Source organism: Photobacterium sp., from assembly GCF_057456235.1.
The window spans coordinates 25399-44838 of the sequence record NZ_JBVCPH010000009.1; the positions used below are offsets into that span (position 1 = coordinate 25399).

Annotated in this window: 20 protein-coding genes and 2 pseudogenes; 5 read left to right on the forward strand and 17 right to left on the reverse strand. The window is 46.7% G+C overall.

Features of this window, described 5'->3' with window-relative positions; genetic code table 11:
- Positions 1-18: 18 nt before the first annotated feature.
- From AC2204_RS11820 to AC2204_RS11835, 4 genes are all read right to left on the reverse strand, one after another.
- Positions 19-744, reverse strand: coding sequence for a response regulator (locus AC2204_RS11820; protein WP_318925708.1), 726 nt, complete (start codon positions 742-744; stop codon positions 19-21).
- A 517-nt stretch (positions 745-1261) separates the two neighbouring features.
- Positions 1262-1897, reverse strand: a complete 636-nt coding sequence (locus AC2204_RS11825; RefSeq protein WP_318925710.1) for a DUF3157 family protein — start codon at positions 1895-1897, stop codon at positions 1262-1264.
- 101 nt (positions 1898-1998) lie between these two features.
- The gene (locus AC2204_RS11830; protein ID WP_318925711.1) at positions 1999-2346 is read right to left on the reverse strand and encodes a RidA family protein; all 348 of its coding nucleotides are present in this window, start codon (positions 2344-2346) and stop codon (positions 1999-2001) included.
- 182 nt (positions 2347-2528) lie between these two features.
- Positions 2529-3152: a DUF502 domain-containing protein gene (locus tag AC2204_RS11835; RefSeq protein WP_318925712.1), complete on the reverse strand. Its 624-nt coding sequence runs from the start codon at positions 3150-3152 to the stop codon at positions 2529-2531.
- Positions 3153-3550: 398 nt separating this feature from the next.
- Between AC2204_RS11835 and AC2204_RS11840 the strand changes: the two genes are divergently transcribed.
- A complete protein-coding gene (locus AC2204_RS11840) occupies positions 3551-5131 on the forward strand; it encodes a BCCT family transporter (protein ID WP_318925713.1) in 1581 nt (526 codons plus the stop codon).
- Positions 5132-5243: 112 nt separating this feature from the next.
- Here AC2204_RS11840 and AC2204_RS11845 read toward each other — a convergent pair whose 3' ends face one another.
- The 9 genes and pseudogenes from AC2204_RS11845 to AC2204_RS11885 all read right to left on the reverse strand — a co-directional run bounded on the left by AC2204_RS11845 (position 5244) and on the right by AC2204_RS11885 (position 12914).
- Positions 5244-5714, reverse strand: coding sequence for a GNAT family N-acetyltransferase (locus tag AC2204_RS11845; protein WP_318925714.1), 471 nt, complete (start codon positions 5712-5714; stop codon positions 5244-5246).
- A 174-nt stretch (positions 5715-5888) separates the two neighbouring features.
- Positions 5889-6371, reverse strand: coding sequence for a hydrogenase maturation protease (locus tag AC2204_RS11850; protein ID WP_318925715.1), 483 nt, complete (start codon positions 6369-6371; stop codon positions 5889-5891).
- A gap of 65 nt (positions 6372-6436) precedes the next feature.
- Positions 6437-7732: a Ni/Fe hydrogenase subunit alpha gene (locus AC2204_RS11855; protein WP_318925716.1), complete on the reverse strand. Its 1296-nt coding sequence runs from the start codon at positions 7730-7732 to the stop codon at positions 6437-6439.
- A gap of 12 nt (positions 7733-7744) precedes the next feature.
- Positions 7745-8539: an NADH-quinone oxidoreductase subunit B family protein gene (locus tag AC2204_RS11860; RefSeq protein ID WP_318925717.1), complete on the reverse strand. Its 795-nt coding sequence runs from the start codon at positions 8537-8539 to the stop codon at positions 7745-7747.
- A gap of 1 nt (position 8540) precedes the next feature.
- Positions 8541-9359: an FAD/NAD(P)-binding protein gene (locus tag AC2204_RS11865; RefSeq protein WP_318925719.1), complete on the reverse strand. Its 819-nt coding sequence runs from the start codon at positions 9357-9359 to the stop codon at positions 8541-8543.
- On the reverse strand, positions 9356-10507 hold the full coding sequence (locus tag AC2204_RS11870; protein ID WP_318925721.1) for a 4Fe-4S dicluster domain-containing protein: 1152 nt from the start codon (positions 10505-10507) through the stop codon (positions 9356-9358). Before AC2204_RS11870 ends, AC2204_RS11865 begins: the two co-directional genes overlap by 4 nt.
- 421 nt (positions 10508-10928) lie before the next feature.
- Positions 10929-11285, reverse strand: coding sequence for a ribosome hibernation-promoting factor, HPF/YfiA family (hpf, locus tag AC2204_RS11875; RefSeq protein WP_318925722.1), 357 nt, complete (start codon positions 11283-11285; stop codon positions 10929-10931).
- A gap of 127 nt (positions 11286-11412) precedes the next feature.
- Positions 11413-11862 (reverse strand): annotated as a pseudogene (locus AC2204_RS11880) (DDE-type integrase/transposase/recombinase); the annotation flags it as partial.
- Positions 11863-11870: 8 nt separating this feature from the next.
- Positions 11871-12914 carry a helix-turn-helix domain-containing protein gene (locus tag AC2204_RS11885; RefSeq protein WP_318925724.1) on the reverse strand — a complete coding sequence of 348 codons (1044 nt, stop codon included), beginning with the start codon at positions 12912-12914 and terminating at the stop codon, positions 11871-11873.
- A 185-nt stretch (positions 12915-13099) separates the two neighbouring features.
- Between AC2204_RS11885 and AC2204_RS11890 the strand changes: the two genes are divergently transcribed.
- The 4 genes and pseudogenes from AC2204_RS11890 to rarD all read left to right on the forward strand — a co-directional run bounded on the left by AC2204_RS11890 (position 13100) and on the right by rarD (position 15514).
- Positions 13100-13429: a DUF805 domain-containing protein gene (locus AC2204_RS11890; protein ID WP_318925726.1), complete on the forward strand. Its 330-nt coding sequence runs from the start codon at positions 13100-13102 to the stop codon at positions 13427-13429.
- A 1-nt stretch (position 13430) separates the two neighbouring features.
- Entirely contained in the window at positions 13431-13913 is a 483-nt protein-coding gene (locus AC2204_RS11895; RefSeq protein ID WP_318925728.1) for a hypothetical protein, read from the forward strand.
- 167 nt (positions 13914-14080) lie between these two features.
- Positions 14081-14220, forward strand: a pseudogene (locus AC2204_RS11900) (transposase); the annotation flags it as partial.
- Between the two features lie 346 nt (positions 14221-14566).
- Complete coding sequence (gene rarD / locus AC2204_RS11905; protein WP_318925730.1) at positions 14567-15514, forward strand: EamA family transporter RarD; 948 nt, start codon at positions 14567-14569, stop codon at positions 15512-15514.
- Between the two features lie 103 nt (positions 15515-15617).
- On the opposite strand, the gene AC2204_RS11910 is transcribed toward rarD, so the two are convergent.
- The 4 genes from AC2204_RS11910 to AC2204_RS11925 form a co-directional block, all read right to left on the reverse strand.
- Positions 15618-16118 (reverse strand): nitrous oxide reductase accessory protein NosL, encoded by a 501-nt coding sequence (locus AC2204_RS11910; protein ID WP_318925732.1) that lies wholly within the window; start codon positions 16116-16118, stop codon positions 15618-15620.
- 65 nt (positions 16119-16183) lie between these two features.
- Entirely contained in the window at positions 16184-17002 is an 819-nt protein-coding gene (locus AC2204_RS11915; protein WP_318925733.1) for an ABC transporter permease, read from the reverse strand.
- Positions 16999-18006, reverse strand: a complete 1008-nt coding sequence (locus AC2204_RS11920) for an ABC transporter ATP-binding protein (RefSeq protein ID WP_318925734.1) — start codon at positions 18004-18006, stop codon at positions 16999-17001. The genes AC2204_RS11915 and AC2204_RS11920 overlap by 4 nt, the downstream gene beginning before the upstream one ends.
- 4 nt (positions 18007-18010) lie before the next feature.
- The gene (locus AC2204_RS11925; protein WP_318925736.1) at positions 18011-19327 is read right to left on the reverse strand and encodes a nitrous oxide reductase family maturation protein NosD; all 1317 of its coding nucleotides are present in this window, start codon (positions 19325-19327) and stop codon (positions 18011-18013) included.
- Positions 19328-19440: the final 113 nt, after the last annotated feature.

A 19440-nucleotide genomic window follows, 5' to 3' on the forward strand; every position in this document is an offset into this window, starting at 1 on the left:
ATCATTACCCAAACCAGGCTAGTTTTCGTAGGTCACATCTGCGGTAAAAATATAACCATTACCACGCATCGTTTTGATCAGCCTCGGCTGTTTTCCTTTATCACCCAAACGCTGGCGTAAACGGCTCAGCTGTACATCAATCCCACGTTCCAGAGGCAAAGCTTCACGGCCACGAGTCACACAGGAAATAGTATCTCGGTCCAAGATTTCATTAGGACGGGTTAGAAATAGCATTAACAACGAAAAGTCACTACCAGACAGCTCGTAATCTTCATTTTTTTCCAAATCATACAAACGGTGAGACAGGGTTTCTAACCGCCAGTGAGAAAAACGAATCACTTTCGGCACGGCAGCAGGCTGTTGAATTTCTGTCGGACGCACCCTGCGCATCAGCGCTTTAATTCGCGCCATTAGTTGTCTCGGGCTAAATGGCTTGGCGATATAATCATCAGCGCCCAGCTCTAATCCAATGATCTGATCCATCTCATCTGAGACGGCTGTGAGCATAATGATCGGGACATCAGAGGTTTTACGGATATGCTGGCACAGGGTAAAACCATCATCACCGGGCATCATCACATCCAGCAGGATAAGATCAGGATACCCCATCAACAGCCGACGCTTCATTTCCTCGCCTTCAGCGGCTGTGGTAACGTCAAAACCCGCTTTTGTCAAATATTCATCTAAGAGTTCACGAATCTCCTGATCATCATCAACTACGAGGACCTTTTTGTTCGCAATCATCCGGTCTTCCTTTAATACTGGCCATTAAAAACCAGCCTATTTATACTATCAGCACAGTGTTAATCAATGTTTCATTAAATTCACTGTCATCTGGTTGAAAGTTTGAAGCCTGCAGGGTTTTGTGGACATTTTCATGCACCGCAAGACACGTATTATTCACCGCTGCTCATAACCAACAGGCCAATAATATTAATCACAGTACAATTATCGCGGCAATTCAGACTATTATCCCTATTGGGATCACAACGGTAAAGGGTTACCTTCTGCAAACGGGTCTAATGGCTTAGTTAGTATTGATATCTTTGACTATAGTCAGTTCTGCCTATGCCTTTTGCGACGAGAAGCCGGAACGGAGTGCTGGATTACGATCATTGACCTCGGTGAGATGATTAAATTTAGAACGGTGAAAACAGCAAGAATACAACCTCAAAGGAAGATCTGATTCTCGCCTGAAGTGGTTCGGTATAAAAAAGCAGGCATATAGTGGCATGCCTGCTGTCTATTCAATAAGACCTTGTTACCAGTGTTCGACCTCAATGATTTCAGCACGGATAAAATACGCTGAAGCTTCAGGGACAGAGAGTTTCACTGGCTTGCCTTCCTGCTGGGTTTTCGGGCGAAAATAAGTCTCCGGCACGCGCTTGATAGATGACCAGATCGGCACATCTTCACTGGCCAGCTCCCTACCGTTTTCACTCATCAGCTTAACCTTCAGGACTACCGAAACCACCGCTCCGGTCCCCTGATTCGTTAGCATGGTTGGAATGATCAGCCTGCCGTTTTCATACCGTGCTGATTGCAATAACACATCAATACCGCTTGTACTGAGCTGCTGGATGTTTTTGCTCGCACCCAGTTCAACCCGAACTCCTTTTTGCGCGGTTGCCACCGGTATCGCCACCGAGCTGGCGGCAGCTACTGGAATAGCCATAACCGCAGGCTTGGCACTATCGGTACTGACCTTAACATCAGCCTGGGTCTTCGCGACAGCTGTGGGGCTCTCAATAACCGGCGCTGCGTATTGCCAGGTAAAATCATCATGCAGCACAACTTGCCGGCCATCTTGCAGAGTGACGATTTGAGCGGCAGCCCAAGCGTTGCCCGTCGTTGCCAATGCCACCAATACCCCACATAACCGGGCCATTGTTTTCATCTTTCATCCTTATGACTATCTGCCTCCACCCCACTTCAAAAGACTCGTTTCAACGAGCTGGGCTGGCAGGCAACTAAGGTCCCCAGTTAAGTTGCAGCCGTTTATTTTTCTGCTGCAATAACCGAGATCTCAACCAGTAATACGTCGCGCGCCATACTTGCTTCAACGCAAGCACGAGCAGGCGCATGACCTTCCGGCACCCAGTTGTCCCAAACTTCATTCATTTCAGCAAAATCTTTCATATCTTTGATGTAGATTGTTGCTGACAGCATATGCTCTTTATCACTGCCTGCCTGCTCAAGAAGATCTTCAACTTTTTCCAGCATGGTTGCTGTCTGCTCTTTGATCCCCTGAGTTGCGTCTTTACATACCTGGCCACACAAATAAATAGTGCCGTTATGCTTAACAACACGGCTCATGCGTTGCTTGGTTTCCAGACGTTCAATCATTATTATCAGCCTTCTTTATAATTAATAAACCATGCTCTCACCACCATAAATCGGTATCAAAGGGCATAAAACACATAGTGTAACGGTATTATTAAATAGCTAACACAATAAAAAATAGTTACTTTAGACAAAATTTATCCCGCCCCATCGCTTTTTCAGGCACCACGGGGAAAAGAGCGCAGTTAGTCATTTTTATGCTCAGGGGAACTGGTCTTAGAACTGGTTCCGGCCATCCCGGCGGTTAGGCTAAACCGCATCGCTTCTTCAATTTTCATATCAAGAGGACGTACTGCGCTGCGGGGGATTAGCACTGCGTAGCCACCTATCATATAGCTTAAGGGCAGATAGACTAAGACACTGTCCTCATCGCGAAAAGACTTCGGCATTCGCTCTGGGAGCGGCTGGGTAACAAAACCGATTACCTGCATCCCGGTTTCCCCCAAAGTCACGGCAACAACCTGTTCAAATTCCTTGCGGGTAGTAGGTGAGAAATAGTCAAAAAAGTCGCGAATAGCTGGATATAAGGTTCTGGCTACCGGCATATGGTAAAAAACCTGTTCGCTTTTGGCGAACATGCGCTGCACCAGGTAGGCATTCATCATCAATCCCGCGATAAAAAAGACCAGCAGCCCGGCAGCCAGCCCCATGCCAGGCCAATACCATTCGCCAGGGAGGAGTGCTTGAATTAGCCCTCCTAATAGCGACTCTACCGATACCGCAAACCAGTAAAGGAGGTAGAGAGTGAGTACGACAGGCAATATGGTCACAAGCCCGGTAATAATATTTTTGCTGATAAAACCAAACATTGTGACGTTCTCCATGCAAGGGGGCTGATATAAAGCATAGGCTCCCTTCGACGGGTCGACACTTTCAATGTGCTGGTAGCACTCAAATTCAGGTAATTATTGCTAAAGACTCAAATCTGAACCGTTGCCGGTATTTCATGCCTCACTCCCACCACCAAAAAAACACTTAGAACACATAATATAAAGTCACAAAAAACCACCTCCAACCCAGCAAGACACCCTGCACAACCTGTCACAACTTGAGTTTTAATGACATATTTGTTAACATTTCGCCCGCTTTATATTTAGTGGTCTAATTATCTTCATGTGTAGAGATTATTAGGCTTTTACTTTTTCATAATGAAAGGATCAAAAACGAAACGTTCTGGCATCTTTTGTGGCACGTTTCAGCATCATTTATGGATAGCATATTAAAGAAATACAGTATCGAAACAACTGACTATCAGGTCGGTCAAGACAACATTCAAAAGTGGGGTTTTGATATTCATAACTCCGTATTCGGAATCAGTGCAGGTCTTATTTTCTTATTCCTTTCAACCCTGCTAATCGTCGACCCCAATACCGCAAAAGAAGCACTAAACAACCTTAAGAACGGCATCATTGAAAATTTTGACGTCTTCTTCATGTGGTCAACCAACTTTTTCGTGCTCTTCACCTTGGTATTGATGCTTTCACCATTTGGCAAGATCCGTATTGGCGGCAAAGATTGCGCGCCAGAGCACTCTACTCCTTCATGGCTGGCGATGCTTTTTGCTGCAGGTATGGGGATCGGCCTTCTATTTTGGGGCGTGGCTGAACCTACGGCTTACTTTACTGACTGGTGGGGCACGCCTTTTAACGTGGAGCCGTACTCGGCAGAAGCGAAGTCACTCGCCATGGGGGCGACTATCTTCCACTGGGGTATCCACGGCTGGTCTATCTATGCGATTGTCGCACTCGCGCTGGCCTTTTTTGCTTTTAACAAGGGGCTGCCGCTGTCGATGCGCTCTGTGTTCTACCCGATCTTTGGCGACAGAGCCTGGGGCTGGCTTGGTCATGTCGTCGATATTATGGCGGTACTGGCAACTCTGTTTGGTTTGGCAACGTCTCTTGGGTTGGGGGCACAGCAGGCCACCAGCGGAATCAACCACGTATTTGGTACCGATGGCGGCATTGGTATGCAGCTTGTCGTCATTGCGTTCGTGACTTTTATTGCCATTTTATCTGTTGTTCGTGGTATCGATGGCGGTGTTAAGGTACTGAGTAACATCAATATGTTGTTTGCATTAGCGCTGCTGGTGTTTGTTACTTACGTCAGCTTTGATATTGTGGTGAATTCGATTCCAGAAACATTCATGGCTTACGTAGAAAATATCATTGGCCTGAGTAACCCGCATGGCCGTGAAGATACGACATGGATGCACGGCTGGACGGTCTTCTACTGGGCATGGTGGATTTCATGGTCACCATTTGTAGGTATGTTTATTGCCCGCATATCTAAAGGCCGTACCGTGCGCGAATTCCTGTTTGCAGTGACTTTTATTCCGACGCTAATGACCATCATTTGGATGTCGGTTTTCGGCGGTATCGCTCTCGATCAGGTGGCCAATAAGATCGGCGAACTGGGGGCTAATGGTTTGAATGATATTTCACTGACTTTGTTCCACGTATACGACGCCTTACCATTTGGTTCTGCAATTTCTGTCCTTTCTATTGTATTGATACTGATCTTCTTCATCACCTCATCTGATTCAGGCTCACTGGTGATCGACAGTATCACTGCTGGTGGTAAGGTGGATGCGCCGATTCCACAACGAATTTTCTGGGCAACGGTAGAAGGTGCCATCGCAGCTGTCATGCTTTGGATTGGTGGTAAAGAGGCACTTCAGGCATTACAGTCTGGCGTAGTGGCGACAGCTCTGCCCTTTACCTTTGTCCTGCTACTGATGTGCGTCAGTCTGGTTAAGGGCTTAAATACCGAACGTATTTTATACCGATAATGATCAACCGATCCCCCTTCGCTATGTTGATCGTTTGAGCTGGCTCGAATGGGATCATAAAGCGTTCTAATCAGTCTCAACCATTGGGTTGAGGCTGATTTTTTATTCCGCATCAGATTGATTTTGACAATATCCGTGACTGGGTTTGAAAGCCAATGGAGCCGTAGAACTCTTGCGCTTGGTCATTAAATTCCATCACTTCCAGCCGGACTTCATCAACACCTTCGCTGATTGACCACAGTTCGACGGCTTCCATCAATTTTTTACCTATACCCTGACCTTGAAAACCCTCTGACACGACGACCGTTTTTACCCGGCACACTTTCTTTTTTTGTATGAAGCTGACTGTCGTGTTTTCAGTGATCAATGCAAGAATAAAACCGACAACCTTATTGTCAATTTCAGCCACAATGAACACGGCACCTTCGGCATTAAAGTTGTCGCGCCAGTATGACCTGTCTCTGTGGACGCTTTTGGGGGCAGCAAATACCTGTGGTGCGCCATGGTAATGCTGTGTATTGATCTGCTGTGATAGCAGGCAGATTTCGTCTAAATCCTTTTCTGTGGCTAATCGTAAATTCATGATTTTGTTTTCTAATACTTCTGTAGAATATGCTAAAGCCGGCGCCAGCATTCACTGGGCCTGGAAGAGACATTTGTCTCATTGGTATATTCTATTGATTTTATAAACACTTATTTGCATAGCAGATCAAAAAATTAAAATTTTCGAAGCATTGAATGCAATATTGGTCATTGGCTATTGCCCACAGAGCTCGATTATCCGGCGGGTAACTTCCGGTACCGCTGTGGCGACCTTGCCGCTGATAGCTTGATTAAACGCTGTTACATCAGCCACTTCTATCGCAAAAACTGTCATTTTAGGCGGCGTTTCCATCACCGTATTCAATAACTGCCAGATTTGCGGCAACGCCATCATGTGACTGCTGATATGCATTTCTCTGTCGGTGCCAGTCATTGACTGTAAATCGTCCCCGTCAAAGCAGTAAAGCTTGCCCGGATGTCCAAATGACTGGCTCTCAAGCGCATCAACCACAATGGTATGGGTGCAATTGAAAAACAGGGGCAACGCCCGCTGTCCAGAGTTAGCAGCGTAAAATAGCTGAATTCGGGGCTCGTCTGCTGGTCTGGCGGCCAGCTCTGTCTGTAACTGTTCAAATACGGCATAACCCACACCATCGTCACTACAAAGCTGGTTACCAAAGCAAATGATATTGATCATCTTATACCGCGCATGTAATACCCCTCAATCCTGTGGCCGGTGAGCATAACTGAATTTGCTTTGCCTCAGACTCTGTTGACTTTGAGTTGCAGGAAATGAGTCGAGCAGGAAATACAGGGGTCATAGTTGCGGATCACCTGCTCACAGAACAGCTTCAGCTCTTCATCACTGTGTTCAAGTCCGTATACCTGTACCGAGTGTTTCAGATCCTGCTCAATCCGGGCCTGGTTCTGACTTGTTGGCGGTATGATGGTGCAGTTTATTATCCTGCCTTTTTCATCGAGCTTATAACGATGGTAAATCAGGCCCCTGGGCGCTTCGGTTGCATGGCAGCAATCCCCGGCCCTTGGCGTGACGGTCACGCTCGGCTCATCGGGCAAACAGAGACTCTCTAAGAGGCGGCAGATTTCGTTGATGGCGTAGTGAAGTTCCAGTGCCCGGATCACAATACTGTCAAACATATTCAGGCTCGCCCCGTCCAGACCCACCTGTACCGCCAACTGCCGGGTTTCATCGTCTAACTGAGCAAAATTGTTATTAAACCGTGCCAGCGGCCCCACCAGATAATCCTGTCCATGCAACATCGAATAAAGTGCCGTCGAATGAGGCTCCTGATGCTCTTTGAAAAAATCCTGATAATCTTCGACATCAATGAGCAGATCCGAAGCGCTGGCAATCCTGCCCCCATTAATGGGGTAACAACTCTCTGACTTTAAGCTCACATAATCGAAACCGTATGAATAATCGGGACGCTTCAGCGAAGCGCAAAAAATAACCAGATCATGCGCCAGCCGACGGGTATCTTCCGCCTTGGCTTTAAGTGCATTGAGTTCATCATGAGCAAGCAAGCGTTCAAAGCCGCCCACTTTCAACCCGATAGGATGAACACTGCGGCCACCGAGCAGCGCCATAACACCGTTGCCGAGAGCCTGGATCCTGACTCCGCGCTTAAAGACATCGGGATGATGCTTTGCCATCTCAAGCGCATTGTCAAAACCGAGGAAATCCGGCAAGGCGAGAAAGTGAATATGCAGGGCATGGCTTTGAATCCACTCCCCCAGATTCATCACCCGCCTTAGCTGGGCGATAGGTTCAGGGATCTCTACCTGAAATAATTTCTCAAAGGCCAAAATAGACGTCAACTGATAGGCCATGGGGCAGATCCCGCAAATACGAGCGCTCAATTCTGGGGCGTCGATATAATTTTTTCCGATCAGGAATTGTTCAAATAAACGCGGCGGCTCAAAGATCTTCAAATGCAACTGGTCTATCTGATCATCACCGGCATCAAATTCCAGTGACGCTTCCCCCTCGATGCGGGTAATAAAAGGCACCTTGATTCTGATTTTCCGCCGGGTCATATCCGCTCCTTATTATTTTTTGCTGTCCGGTGCCCAGTGCTCGATCTCTTTACGATATTCAGGGGAATGGCAATGAATTTGCGCAAAACGGTTTACCACCTCCCAATCAACCAGCCCAATCCCCTTCAGCCGGTTGGCAAGGCTGCGGCAATTGGGCTGCTCTGAAGGTCCATAACAGCTGTAGCACGCTTTGCCGTAAGCAGGACATAGCGCCCCGCATCCGTTACGTGTGGTGGGACCGAGACAGGGCGCCTGCTTGGTAACCAGCACACAGATGATCTGTTGTCGCTTGCACTGCATGCAGAGCTTTTCTTTCTCCGCTTTGGCTTGTGTGCCGAGCAGCAGCTGAACTAAAAAACGATTAACCTGCGCCGCTGAAACCGGACAGCCCCACAATTCGTAATCGACTTTGACTGCGCTGGCGACAGGTTCAGAATTATCCAGAGTTTCAATAAAATCAGGCCGGGCATAGACCTGCAATTTCATTGAAGGCGTTTTACCGTATAATTGCGAAAAGTTGCGCAGGGCCTGCACCCCGCCAGAAGTCGCACAGGCGCCGATCGTGACCACAAGCTTGCTGTGGGTTCGGATCGCTTTTACCCGCTCCAGATCATGGGGCGTCGATATGCTGCCTTCGACAAAAGCGATGTCGACCGGACACTCCGGGTTATAAATCCCCCCTTCAACGAAATGAAGGATCTCGGCCCGCTCGAGCAAACTTAACAGCCCCTCACCCTGATTAAGAAAGGCCAGCTGGCAGCCGGAGCAGGAAGTCAGTTTATGAATGGCAACCGTCAACTTTGACATATCAAAATCCGTTCAGTCCAAACCAGGGCTTGATGGCCGGGAAATGAAATACCGGCCCGTCCTTACAGACAAAATACGGACCAATCTGACAGTGGCCACAAAATCCCTGACCACATTGAAAGTTACGTTCCATGCTCAAATAGTAAGCATCATCGGCGACGCCGAGTTCGGCAAGTTGTTTGATTGCCGCCTTCATCATAATTTCAGGGCCACACATCATGACGACGCAGTTGTCGATATCAAAATCCGCATTGTTAAGCAGTTCGGTAACCATACCCAGCTGCCAGTGCTGTTGGCGTTTTTTTTCCTCGCTGGCAGCCAGTAGCACCTGGCAATTATGATGATCCCGCCAGGTGTCATATTGTTGTTTCCACAACAAATCCTGGCGATGTTTAACCCCTTGCAGGATCACGATCTTACGATAATTCTGACGATGTGTGATCGCATGGTTTATCGCCGCAACGGCAGGAGCACACCCTAGTCCGGCGGTAATAAACACCAGATCTTTGGCGATGGCTTCCGTCAGCGGCCAGCCATTGCCGAAGGGGCCCCGAAGGCCAATTTGCTGCCCGACCTTAATCGCCGTGAGTGCTTGTGTCACTCGCCCGACGGCACGAACGGTATGCAGCAGCACACCTTCCTTCCACCCCATAATTGAAATGGCCACCTCGCCGACGCCAAACAGATACAGCATATTGAACTGGCCATAATGGCACTCAAACGGGGCATCCGTCTCAATCTTCAGTGACAACGTCACAATTCCGGGGATTTCTTCTGTTAAGCTTATCAGGGTGGCCGGGATGGGCATCGCTTTGGTCATCGGTGTCCTCCGTTATGCGTCTTTTCTCCGGTCCCGTTGACTTCATTAACCAATAACTGCGCTTCTTCGACCAAATCAATGGCAACCGGGCACCAGGTAACACAGCGGCCGCAGCCGACACACCCCGAACGCCCGTATTGCTGTTGCCAGGTCACCAGTTTGTGGATCAGCCACTGCTTATAGCGTGAAGCAATTGTCGGGCGAATCGTTTTACCAAAAATATGACTATGCTCCTCGCTGAAACAGGAATCCCATAGCCTGACTTGCGAAGCACCCGCCAGACTGATGTCGCTTTCTGACTCTTGCTTACTGCAAAAACACGTAGGACAAACCAAGGTACAGTTACCACAAGCCAAACAGCGTTCTGCCACCGCCTGCCAACGACCGCTATCCAGAGCCTTAACCAAACCGGCCAGCTGGGATTTTCGCGGCATCTTTTTTTTCTGGGCCTCCGCCGCTGATTTCACTTGCTGTTTCGCTTTGCTCTGCTGAGCCGGGGTGGCGGATGTCAGCGGAAGTTGCGCCATCACTTGCTGGCCTTTTTCACTGCCGCCATCAAGCAAAAAACCTTCATCTAGCTCATCGAGCACAATGTCATAATAAAAGCTGGCCTCGGGACCGTCTCCGGTCGAAACACAAAAGCACTGATTGCCGCTCCGGCTGCAATTGACTGCCACGATCAGCATCTGTTTTCGTTGCGCCTGGTAGAATTCGTCCTGATAAGGACCTTGCAAAAAGTGTTTGTCCTGGAGGGCCAGTGCTGCCAAATCACAGGCCCTTAGACCAATAAAAGCGAGCTTTTCGACTTTACCGGTAGCTGGGTTAAAAACCAGATTGTGATCATCGACATCACATGTCCATAGTGTCTCGCGAGGCTTGAAAAGAAATGGCTTTAACGCCTGAGGGCCGGTATTCCAGTCAAAATAACGCAGTGAAGAACTTGCTGTCAGCTGATAGCTGCCGGGAGATTGCTCATCAATCAGGCCTGCGACAAGTTGACGGGGAGCAGTGACGTAATCAAAGACGATTGCACCATCTTTGACCACCGGCCCGATAACCTTGTAATCAAGCGCATACAACACATCAAACAGGGCGTGAAAATCATCCCTGCCTAATATTTTTTTATGCGGTTTCGAGATATTTTTCAATCACTAATCCACGGCGTTATTTCTTATCAGTATAGAACATGGGGAGTTGGCCGGACGGCTAAATTGGATTAGGTTGTACTTTACCGACACATTTTGCGGGAATAACTTTCGCAAAGAATTTGACTCATTCTGACTACGCTCGCTTATCTTGTGCAAGAGCATGGCTCATAAACCCTGCATGCCCAGACCAATAAATGCGTCAACGACAGAGGATTATACGGATTTATGTTCAGTCGCCCTGAAGCATTGGGAGATAAGCTTGTTTGTGTCATTGCTTAAGTTGATATTTATCGAATGTAATTTAATTATGGAAAACATCGGAGGGGCAAAGGCACGACCAGGGCTTTTGCTTACTGCGAATTCAAATTAAAAAAGCCAGCAGAAAATTGCCAGCTTCATGAATCTGGTCAGTGGTATGTGCTTAAACTAATTTCATCTCTTGGACGATATCTGAAGCAATCTCTGGTTTCGGGCTGGTTGGCTTTGCGTGAAGATCTGATTTCAGTTGTCCTTTGCGGTTACGTAGGCCTGCCTCCAGTTTTTTCAATGCTGCTGAAATGGCAGGGTACATTACCTCGTTAGTCGATTTTGCTGAAACCCGTACGCCTTCATAGTTGGTAAAAATTTCCACTTCATGCTGTCCGTGCTCTTTTGTGATGATGATGTCACTGCTGATCAGTTGCGGAAAGTGAGCGGATACTTTCTCAAATTTACTTTCAATTTCATTTCGTGAGGCGCCATTAATTGATATGTGATGTGTTTGAATGTTAACTTTCATATAACTCTGCTTCTCCAATCACTGTGTCATTTAAACGTAGCAAACGCAGGGTAAATTTGCACATGTGTTATCGGGAGTGTTGCAAATAATCAAGATAAGGCAGATCTAGCCAGTCATTGGCTTAAAATTACGAGTAAACCACCTCAAAATTGAATAAACAACTCATAAAGACGGATCTCTCCCGCACAAGGGGTTTCACGTTCATCATGACATAACCAAAAATCAAATTGTCCCTTGTTTAACATCCGCAATGATTCAAATCCCTGGATAGTTGACCAGGCGCGTTTTCGTATTTTGAAACCGCCGGTGGCTACAACGAGCTTCTTGATGGGGCGAGATCGGATTCGATACCATTATTGAGATACTTCACTTGCCGCTGCTCGACACCCGCTTGCAGTCGTCCCTCCTTCTTCAAACGGGTAATCGCATTGGCGCATAAGGAATGCTTGTCGGTATTTAACGTTTGAGGCTGATTATCTACGTCGTAATATCTCAGGCAACGCCTAAGAAACTGATAAGCGGCTTCATTACGCTTGTGAGATAAATAGAAATCCAGCGTCTCGCCTTGCTTATTGATGGTGAAGATCACCTAGAGTGCTCAGATCTACTTTTTCGATATTCACTTGGCGTCATTCCCGTAATTCTTGAAAACTCGCGGTTAAAGTTGGACTTGGTCTGAAAGCCGGAGTTCATGAAGATCTGGGTAATGGTGTCTTGTGACGTAATCAAAGAGTATTTGGCGTGCTCAATGCGATACTCATTGATAAGCTTAGAAATGTTCTGTTCATGGACTTGATTGACTGCGATTGAAATCTGTTTCGCCGGTATACCTAACTTACGTGTCAGTTTGGAAAGAGTCAGCTCTGGGTCGAGGTAAAGTGAGTCTTGGCGAATTCTAGCATCTAACATAGAAGTGATTTCTTGAGCGCGCTCCTTCGTCATGATTGAGGGACTGGTTGACTCCTCACGATTGCTGCTCATTTTGTGTGGTTGTGGCTCCTCGGAAACAGGAGTATTGATACCTGCCACGACTACAGCTATCGATAACACGGGTAAAAGAATTAAATGTGCCGCAGTGAGGATATAGAGTGACAGTTCACCTTGGTTGAACGTGAAATCCAAAGACATGAATGTATCCACAAACGCTGAAAAGATCAGCATCCATCCGGCAATACTCTCTGCTTTCTTAACCCCTTCCCAATTCCCTAGCGAGACATTAATCAGCGCAGTTTCTTTGGACGAAAAGCGGATAAGTGCAATTCCGTAGCCGACGTAAACTAAGGTAAGGACTTCATCTAGTGGGGCTGCCAGCCAAGGTTGGGTGACAGAGCTACCAGCGATAAATAGTGGCGCAATAAAATGTTTAATTGGCAAGAAGCCTTGACCGCGACTTGCATGTGCAAACGTATACCACGCAGCGATAGGTATGGTGGAAGCCAGAATAGGTTGTGCGATGCTGAAAGCTTCGAGCTCAAATGTCCAGCGTAAACCGACCATTGCCGTAGTCGCAGCACATAGCCCTAAAAACAGGCTAGCGACTTTAGCTTGCTGTGCGAATCGGACATAAAGTGTTATCGCCAGTAAGCCGAGCAACATAGAGACGACGAACGGAACGGGAATCGCAAGCATAGCAGGTCCTAGATTAAGAAAATGGTACTTTATTGAGTCGCATTAAGGATAACTCGATGAAATATAATTAAAACTTAAATATAGATAAATACCCGTTTAGGGACGACCTAAAACCCGTTTGGGGACGTTTACTCCCTTTATTCGTAGCAAAATGTCATCACTAATCAATTACGGAGGTGACATTTATGCAGTTCTATTTTCTTGCTTGGAAACGAAGCTTAGACTTTTCGGGCCGCTCGTCCCGCGAAGAATTTTGGATCTTTATATTGGTGCATACATTGGTGACTATCGGATGTATTGCGGCAGATATCGCTATGGACATGACGACTTGGTTTGACACAATTTATGGCGTTATAAGTTTCATTCCGATGCTTTCCGCTATTGTTCGTCGACTGCACGATATCGACAAGTCTGGCTATTGGGGACTGGTCTTTTTTATTCCGGTAGTAGGACCGTTTTGGTTGATGTATTTGTTGGTGCAATCGACCAATACTCACAGAGGTGGGAGGCTTTAGCATGAAAAAGGTCATACTTCTGAATATGTTTTTGTCTACTTTTATCTCAGTGTTCAGTTATGCCTCAACTGTATCGCCTTCTGGGGCATTTGGGATTCTAACTGTAGATAATATGACGCAAGGACAGCTCTTTTGGCTTAAAGGTCGAGTCGGAGAAGCGAGCTATACCTTTACTCGTCAAGACGAGAAAACATGTATTGTTAAGGTGCCTGTTGCCGTGGGCAGCATTTCTGAGCCAGATTTAAGCATCAGTGAAACGAAAGGTCTAACTATCATCGTTATGAGCCAGCGGCTCAATGATGCGCTTATGCAAGGGGAACGGATAAATAGTAAAGACTGGAATTTCACAACACAAGAAGATGACGATAACATCGACGGAGTGATTGCTAGTGGAATGAGCCTTAAAGAGGACTTCGTCCTAAACTCCAAAAGAAGATGGATTTCTTGGTTTATGGGGAGCAAACAAAGCCAAGCTTGCCTCTAAGGGGCTAATGTAATAAACCATCCTACCCATAACGACCCGTCAGGCTATGACTATTGTGACAATTAATAAGTAATTAATTAATGACAAGCGGGAGGTAGGGTGATGATCATTAACTTACTGGGTATTAATATTACTAATATATATTTCAACTGCATGGTGTTGATTATAATGGTCGACACATGTCCGCATGGCTAGGTTTGGTACCCAGACAGCATTCTAGCGGAGACAAGCAAACGTTGTTGGGTATCAGCAAGCGAGGTGAATCTATCTTCGAACATTACTCATTCACGGTGTCAGATCTGCCCTATCTAAGTGTAAAAACTTAGATAACGAATATATGACTGCAACTTAGATCTAGAGCAACATCATTAAAAATTAACGTGCAAATAGGAATGGTTCATATATGTTGCAAATAATCTGATGAGGTAGATCTAGTCAGTCATTAACTTAAAATCACTTCCAAAGTGACGCCTATCGTCGGTATTGCTATAGTTGCGGTGATTATTATTGCCTTTGTGCCACAAATTTCACTTTGGCTACCAAGCCTTTTCTACTAGTTTAAGCTTGGCACTGAAGGCGCTGGCAGTTGGCTGATTCAGCGCTTTTTTTATGGTGTTAATTCAAAATTGCCCACGTAGCGGCAGGGAATATTAATGAGTCAATTTTTGGCGATGTTTAATCAATACAATTATCTAAAGTCTGACCGGGCGAAAGGGGTCATGGCGTCAATCTTATGCTCGTTGATGTTTGCTTTAATTCCTGCTTACGTTCAATTACAACCTCATATGCCACAAAGCTTAATCGCCGGTGGAGAAAGCCACTGGCTTGCGGTTCAACGAGTAATTTGGAGCACGTTACTGTTTGTTGTTTTATTGCTGGCGACAAAGCGAATGCATCTACTCAGGAAAGCATTGAGCGACTGGAAAATGTGGCCCAAATACTGCCTGTCTGCCTTACTCGTTGCCCCTCAGTATTGGCTTTTCGTTTGGGCTCCAGCCAATGGCGAAACGCTCAATCTCGCGCTGGGTTATTTCACAATGCCCATTGTCTTAGTGTTAATCGGGCGTTTTTTCTATCGAGAAAGCTTGTCGCATTTACAGAAAGTTGCATGTTATTTTGCATCAGCTGGAACCCTTTACGCCTATGTATTAACCTCTGGTATCTCTTGGGTGGTATTGGTTGTGGCTCTCGGCTATCCGCTCTACTTTATGCATCGAAAAAACATTCCATTGGCAACAGATGTTGGCTTGGCAGTCGACCATATCATCTTGATGCCGTTTGCCTTTATCGCCATGTTCTATCTCTATCCAGCGGAGTATTTCTTACAGCTATCGGTGAGTACTTACATCTATTACATCGTTTTAGCCGTCGTCGCCATTACCCCAATGCAGCTCTATCTTTATGCCTACTCTAAGTTGACGGTTTCCCTGTTTGGCTTACTGGGCTACGTTGAACCCACGTTTATCTTTATTGTTGGTTTACTGATTGGCGATTCCATTGCCACCAATGAAATGCCGACCTACTTGTTTATTATTCTAGCCTTAATTTTGTTGGTACTTGATGGATATAAACGATACCGGACTTCAATTCCCCGAGCCTAGCCCAGCTCTGCGGCTGTTGATGCGACATTTTCTGTCAATAACTCGGGCTTCTGACATATTTATTGGTCACTTGCAGCGGGCTGTGATGTTTAATGGGTCTTCTTCACAGTACATCAATCGTTATTTCGCCAAAGCTATATAGCTTACCTCCGAACTCGTTAATAAAGACTTCGGCATCGGCTTGGTTGCCAAAACTCGCCAGGGTTTTACCCATCGACCCCTTTTGCTCTGAGCCGATCACATACCAGGCCTCTCGGGCATCAATGAAATACTCGTCTTCCGGACGTTGCCAGGGCGTTTTGCTCATATCATGAACATAGATTTCCTTGATCTGACGGATATTTTCCGGTTGCAGGACAAAACTGAATAAATCCCGGGTAGAGCAAAACTTACTGACCGAATTCGATGATTTGTTATAGGTCTCGCCTTTGGGGCCCGGATAGTTGCTGATGATCATGCCGCACAAGTGACATTCATCGGCCTGCTCTATGGCGACGGCCTGACGTACCATGGCTTTTTCTGACGATTCCTGCTCGCTGCAGGCAACACCTAATACCAGCAACAGGGCAACACTGAGGGTTCTTAGTGGGTGTAAACGACGCATATATCATTCCCTTACTAAAAAGTTACAAACTGAGTGAATATTTTTATTATTAAAGCTTGTTGTTTCTACAGTTTCTTATTTTTGAATACGAAAGAGGCTACCGCTAACGGTGCCACAATCCAGCTTCCCATCATCAGCAACAAGGTCGCTGGTGAGCGGCTTTCGTCGATGGCCACAGCCAGCACGCCACTAACATCACCGGTATCTAACGCCGCCAGATTAATCAAACGGAACAAATCGGCCGGATTGAACATCATCAGCTGTACCAGATGCTGCTGCGTCAATCCTTCTTCCACCCCGACCAGAATGGCCAGCAACGCCAAATCAAAAACCAGAACAAAGAAGAACCAGATCATCAATGCAATACCTGCCGCTTTGGACTTCTCTGACACTGACAAGCTGATCACGTAGGCAATCGCGATAAAACAGAGCCCCAGCAGGGTAGCGGTGAGGATAAACAGGCTGAATGCCGGTATGACATTAACGAAATCGGACTGTATCGCCAGCAAGAAAGCGGCACTGCCAAAGCCGAGGCAGGTGGCAAGGGTAATGATCGCGCCTTGTCCTAAAAATTTACCAAATAACAGCTGATTATGACTCAGCGGATAGGTTAGCAGCAGCAGCAAAGTGCCGGATTCCTGCTCTCCGACAAAGCTGTCATAACTTAATAGCAGCGCAATCAACGGGATAAGAAATACCGCGAGACTGGACAGGCTGGCAATCGTCGACGATAAAGATGCCACCCCCAGTTGCCCTGAAGCAACAGAGCCGTAATAGCTCAGCCCCAAAGACAGCACCGCAAAAATAAGGGTAATGGAAATCAGCCAGCGGTTTCTGAGCCCATCCTGAAACTCTTTTATCGCAACAGCAAAAACTGGGTTCATAATCTTAATGCCTCCGATTTATCGAATGCTTCTGGTTTATTTAGCACTTCTGATTTAGTTAATGTTTCTGGTGCATTCGAGAACGGGGCACTCTCATCATTGAGGTAATACTGGTAGAGCTGATCCAGGTTAGCAGATTCAATATGAAGATCACTGATATGGTCGTAACTGAGCAGTTTACGCACCACAGCCAGTTTATCGGTTTCCGGCACCAGTAACTGGTTGTCATTAACCCGCAATGCACTGAGGGCCGGATCACTTCGCAGTTCGCCATTGAGGCCCCTGGTATGAATCGCCACAGGCAAACGGGCCTGTTCGCGTAATTGGGCCAGGGTCCCTATTGCCCGCGACGTTCCCCCCGACAAAATCATCGCCCTGTCGATATGCTGCTCCACGCCCGGCAGAATATGGGAGCACAGTATAATACTGGCACCGTTACTCTTAAGGCGATCAACCGTCTGGTAAAATTCTTTGGTCGCAATGGGATCAAGGCCCACGGTAGGTTCATCAAGCAGCAATAATTTGGGGTCACCCAAAAAAGCCTGGGCTAGACCCAGTCGTTGCCGCATACCTTTTGAATAGGTCTTCACTTTGCGGTGCATGGCTGCCGTCAGTCCGACTTGTTCCAGTAATCCAATTACCTGGCTTTTGTTCACCGATTTTAATCGGGAGAAATAAGTCAGTACTTCCAACCCGGTAAGGTGATCGTAAAAACTGACATTCTCCGGCAAATAGCCGATTTTTCGGCGGCTGTGCCAGGCTTGCTTTGACTGTGGATCAACGCCAAAGATCGTTACATTCCCGTAACTGGCTTCGATAACCCCGAGGATTAATTTCATCATCGTCGTTTTACCGGCTCCATTATGGCCAAACAAGCCAAGCACTTCACCGGCAGCCAGCTGCAAAGTGATATTATTCAGCGCTTCAACCTGCTGATAGTGTTTGCTGGTATTGTGCAACGAAACAACTGGAGAGGTCGCTGTTTCTGAGAAGATCATCGTCATGCTGTTACCCCGCAGCCTGGTTTATCAGTAGCCGCTTTTCAGATAATTTATTTTCCGGCTCTGACGGCAGTGTCATGAGTGGAAAGCTGTCTTTTACCCCTGCAGGTTTAAGTACCGGAAATTGTTTTTGTATCCAACGCAACGTCAGGATTGCCGGACTATCGAGTAATACTTTGGCCTCCGGATATTGCCATACTAATTTATCTATTCCGTCATTGGGCTCAAATGGGGTATCGCCTCTGCCATCGTTGTTCAGATCCCAGCCAAGATAATTACTCCAAAAATTCCCGATGCCGTCATGGCTCCACTCCTGCTCCCGGTTAGAGACATATTTCACCTGCACCGGGTTATTAATAAAACTATTACCGAATACTTTAATATTTTCTGAACCGGCCGTGAGATGAATACCAATTTCAGCAGTATCAATACTGTTATAACTGATGGTGTTGTACCCCGAGTTATAGACAAACAACCCCTTACCGTCTCGCCCCATGACTTTGTTTTCTGGCTTGGTCCAGACATTTTTAATCCGGTTATGGCTGATATCGGAATAGGTAATAAAGTTCATCAAAAAACCGTAGTCTTCACTGTCTCGGCTTTCATTACCGGATACCGTCAGTTTTCGCGAACTCATCAGTGCATATCCCGCCCGCGTGTTATAAGCCAGATTGTTAAGCACCTGATTACTGTGGGAATACATATAATGGATACCATATCGCAGATCGTGCATGGTATTGTTTTTCAAAATATTGTTCTGGCTGGCGATAATATACAAGCCATCTCGGGTCTTGCTGATCGTATTACCGGTAACTTCAACGTCCTCGACTTTTGACAACTGAATACCATTGCCTCTGTCGGCCGAACGCAACGTGGGATTGCCTTCGACCTGATTACCCTCCACTTTGATATGCTTCCCGCCTTGTAACCAGAGACCAAACCCGTCACCCTGCAGTTTATTATTACGAATGGTCAGATTATTAGCTTGCCGGTCGGAGTAGATTCCGGCGTTTTGCGCGGTTAAATCACTGCCCCAATTAATGATGGTCAGATCCTCAATCAGGATATCTGAGCTTGTCAGCTGCAGGGCATGCCCCTTCCCTCCCGCATTGATTATGGCCTCTCCATTGTCCGTCAAGGTGATGGCATTGCGCAGGACAAAGTTGCCCTTATATTCACCGGTCGCGAGCAATACAACATCGCCATCCGATGTCGCATCCAGTACCATTTGCAAGTTGTCGGCAGCCGTCACCCGGTAGGTTTTGGCAAAGACTACAGGCTGCAGACAAAACATAATGAGTAATGTAATTAATGGTTTAATCATCGATTGTTTTTAACTTCCCTGCTACGACTTAAAAAATGAAGGCACAAAGATGATGATACAAAGGGCCAACCATGATGATTTTTTCGTTATGACAAATAGGCGACACAATGGCC